Raw genomic sequence first — 3,242 nt, forward strand, 5'->3', positions numbered from 1 at the left:
CAGACGGCGGCCTTTCATCTACGAGATTTGAAACCGATACCGACTCGCACAGACTCGTCGAGGACTGCATGCTGCTAGCCAACGTCGCGGCGGCAAAACGCATCGGCAAAGGCGTTTTTAGAAATCACGGCTCGGCGGAGCTTAAAAAAATTTACGCGCTGCTTGACGATCTGGCGCTGTTCGGCATCGACGCGCCGTATCAGAGCAACCTTGCCAAAATGATCGGCGAAATCCAAGCACAAGCCGATACTATGGGTATCCGCGAGGAGGTCGATAAGCTCATCATCAAGGCTCAAAAGCGCGCCGAGTACGGATCCGAATCGCGCGGGCATTTCGGGCTCGGATTTGATAACTACACGCACTTCACAAGCCCGATCAGGCGCTATTCCGATCTCATTTTGCACCGATTGCTAAAGGCGCAGATGAGGGGGGATGAGAAATTTTATAATTACCTGCTTTTAAACATCGACGCGACGTGCGCGCGGTTAAACGAGCTCGAGCGCGAGGCGGATAAGGTTGCGTTTGATTTTATGGACCGAAAATTTGCGCGCTGGGCCGCGGAAAATTTGGGCAAAAAATTCCGCTGCTACATTGACGAAAACGGAAATTCCGTCACCGCAAAGCTAGACGACAAGCTAAAGGGGGCTAAAATTTTAGTTTCAAATTTCGCCGGCGACATTTTAACGCCCGTGCTAGTCGAGCTTACGGAGGCAAACATCGCTAGTGGAGTGATTTTAGGCAGGGTGGTAAAGAAGATCTGATGTATAGGAAAGAATTTGACGGGCTTATAGCAAGCGGCAGGGTGCCGAATTTCGTGCTTTTGCGCGGCGGAGACGATTTTTCAAACGAGCTTTACGCGCAGCGCCTAAAGCAAATTTACGCCGCGGAAAATTTTTTGAGTTTGTATTTTTTGGAGTATGATTTTGAGCAGGCGCGAAGCTTCTTGGAGCCCTCGCTTTTCGGCGGTAGCAACACGCTTCACATTAAAACCGCCTCGCTCATCAAAAAAGAGGAGCTGCGAAGGCTCATCGCGCTGTGTAAGTCAGACGCGAACAATCATCTAATTTATGAGCTAAACGATAGCGAAATTTCAGTGAGCGCGGATTTTATCAAGGAATTTGAACGAAATGAGGTTAGATTTTTCAAACCCTCGGGCGTGAACGAAGCCATAGCGCTGCTTGCGCAAAAATGCGAGATGTGCGGGCTTTTTGCAAACACCGCCGCGCTTAGTAGGATCTACGCCATCCACAACGAAAGCCTGAGCCTAAGCGCGAGCGAGATAGAAAAATTTGCAAGTCTGGGGCTCGAGCTTAGCCTGCAAAACGTAAATTTAATGGTTTATGGCCTTAGCGAGGTGAGCTACGATGAGCTTTTCGATAAAATTTTCAGCCTAAGCGATTTTCGCGTAGATTTTTACAAAATGGCTCTGGGCGGCGGATACAACGAGATGGAGCTGATAAATTATTTCTACCGCCTGATTTATAGAATTTTTCGCCTGCACGCTTACGTGAAAATAAGCGGCAGATTTGATTTTAAGGCGGTTTTAGGCTACCAGCCGCCCCCTTCCGTGGCCGCACAGATGCAGCGCTACGCCACTAGCTTTTCTACACGGACTTTTTATAAAATTTTTGCCCACTTAAACGATTTGGAATTTGAACTCAAAAGCGAAAAGAACGCGGCGAAGGACGAGCTTTTGCTTGCGTCGTTTTTGAGGTTGCAGCGCATGCTGTTAAGTTCGCTCGGGCAAAAAGCAAATATTAAGTGAAATTTTAGTAATATCCCCTCGCATTTTTTGCAAAATCCTTGCCCGCAGACACCGTTTGCGAGCTAAAATCCATAAGGAGAATTTATGAGAAACTACGAGGTTTTATTCATCGTTAAGCCCACGCTTACCGACGATGAAGTTAAAACAAAAGTCGATTTCGTCAAAGAAATCATAACCAAAAACGGCGGAGAGATCGCTTCCGTGATCGAAATGGGCGCTAGAAAGCTTGCCTATAAGATCGACAAATATGAGCGCGGAGTTTATTTCGTAATCTATTTTAAGGCCGAGCCGAGCTTGATCTCCGAACTTGTTAGAAATCTGCGCATCACCGAAGATATCATTAGATTTTTGACCGTCAAATATGAGACTAAGCGTGAAATTTCCGCTTGGGACAAGCTAAGCAAAGGTATCAAACTAAGCCCTGCGAAAAAAGAGCGCGAGCCAAAAGCGCCGGTAGAGCCAAAAGAGCCTGAAGAAGCAGCCAAAGAGGGCGAATAAAGGATAAAATATGTTCAATAAAGTAGTTTTGGTAGGTAATTTGACCCGAGATATCGAGCTTAGATATCTGCAAACGGGCACCGCCGTAGGCAAAACCGGCATCGCCGTCACACGTAGATATAATAGCTCAAACGGCGAGAAACGCGAAGAAACGTGCTTTATAGACATAGATTTTTTCGGTCGTACGGCCGAGATCGCAAACCAATACTTGCGAAAAGGCAGTAAAATTTTGATCGAAGGCCGCTTAAAGCTAGATCAGTGGCAAGATCAAAATGGACAGAACCGAAGCAAGCACTCCATCAGCGTAGATACGATGGAGATGCTAGGAAGCAATCAAGGTGGAAGCGGCGGCTATAACCAAGGCGGCAATTACGAGAGCGGCAATTATGGCGGAAGCTCCGGCGGCTACGGCGGAGGAAATTCTAACTACGGCAGCGGTAATTACGGCGGCGGAAATAGCTATGCTAACAGACAAAACTCAAATTCAAGAGGCGCAAAAAACGATTACAACGCGCCTAAACAAAAAGAGCAGAGTTACGAAAGCACGATTCCGGAAGTCGACGTCGATGCCGATAAATACGATGACGGCAACGACACGATCCCATTTTAATTAAGGAAAAATCATGGCAGATAAGAGAAAATATACTAGGAAGTATTGCAAATTTACGGAGGCAAAGATCGAATTTATCGATTATAAGGACACGGCGCTGCTAAAGCACTGCCTAAGCGAGCGCTTTAAGATTATGCCGCGCCGCTTAACCGGCACTAGCAAAAAATACCAAGAGATGGTAGAAAAGGCTATCAAGCGCGCGCGCCAAGCAGCCCTTATACCTTACATCGTCGATCGCAAAGACGTGGTCACGAATCCATTCGAAAATCTTTAAATTTTAGCGGCGTAGAGCCGCTAAAATTCCTACTTTTTAAATCCAATTTTTAAAATTTTTAAGCCTGTTCTTATATATATATAATTTCATCCATA

Annotated in this window: 5 protein-coding genes; all 5 read left to right on the plus strand. The window is 46.3% G+C overall.

Annotated elements, in window-relative coordinates; all coding sequences use genetic code 11:
• On the plus strand, nt 1-761 hold a 761-nt coding region (locus Q0256_RS06215; protein WP_297961221.1), incomplete at its 5' end, for an RNB domain-containing ribonuclease.
• Nucleotides 761-1,765: a DNA polymerase III subunit delta gene (locus tag Q0256_RS06220; protein WP_297961224.1), complete on the plus strand. Its 1,005-nt coding sequence runs from the start codon at nt 761-763 to the stop codon at nt 1,763-1,765. The genes Q0256_RS06215 and Q0256_RS06220, both read left to right, overlap by 1 nt.
• An 84-nt stretch (nt 1,766-1,849) precedes the next feature.
• Nucleotides 1,850-2,263, plus strand: coding sequence for a 30S ribosomal protein S6 (rpsF, locus tag Q0256_RS06225; RefSeq protein ID WP_005873267.1), 414 nt, complete (start codon nt 1,850-1,852; stop codon nt 2,261-2,263).
• Between the two features lie 10 nt (nt 2,264-2,273).
• Nucleotides 2,274-2,873 carry a single-stranded DNA-binding protein gene (locus Q0256_RS06230; protein ID WP_297961227.1) on the plus strand — a complete coding sequence of 200 codons (600 nt, stop codon included), beginning with the start codon at nt 2,274-2,276 and terminating at the stop codon, nt 2,871-2,873.
• A 13-nt stretch (nt 2,874-2,886) separates the two neighbouring features.
• A complete protein-coding gene (gene rpsR / locus Q0256_RS06235) occupies nt 2,887-3,147 on the plus strand; it encodes a 30S ribosomal protein S18 (RefSeq protein WP_291937950.1) in 261 nt (86 codons plus the stop codon).
• The last annotated feature ends 95 nt before the right edge of the window (nt 3,148-3,242 follow it).

Origin of the sequence: uncultured Campylobacter sp., from assembly GCF_937949835.1 — a bacterium.
GTDB lineage: Bacteria > Campylobacterota > Campylobacteria > Campylobacterales > Campylobacteraceae > Campylobacter_B.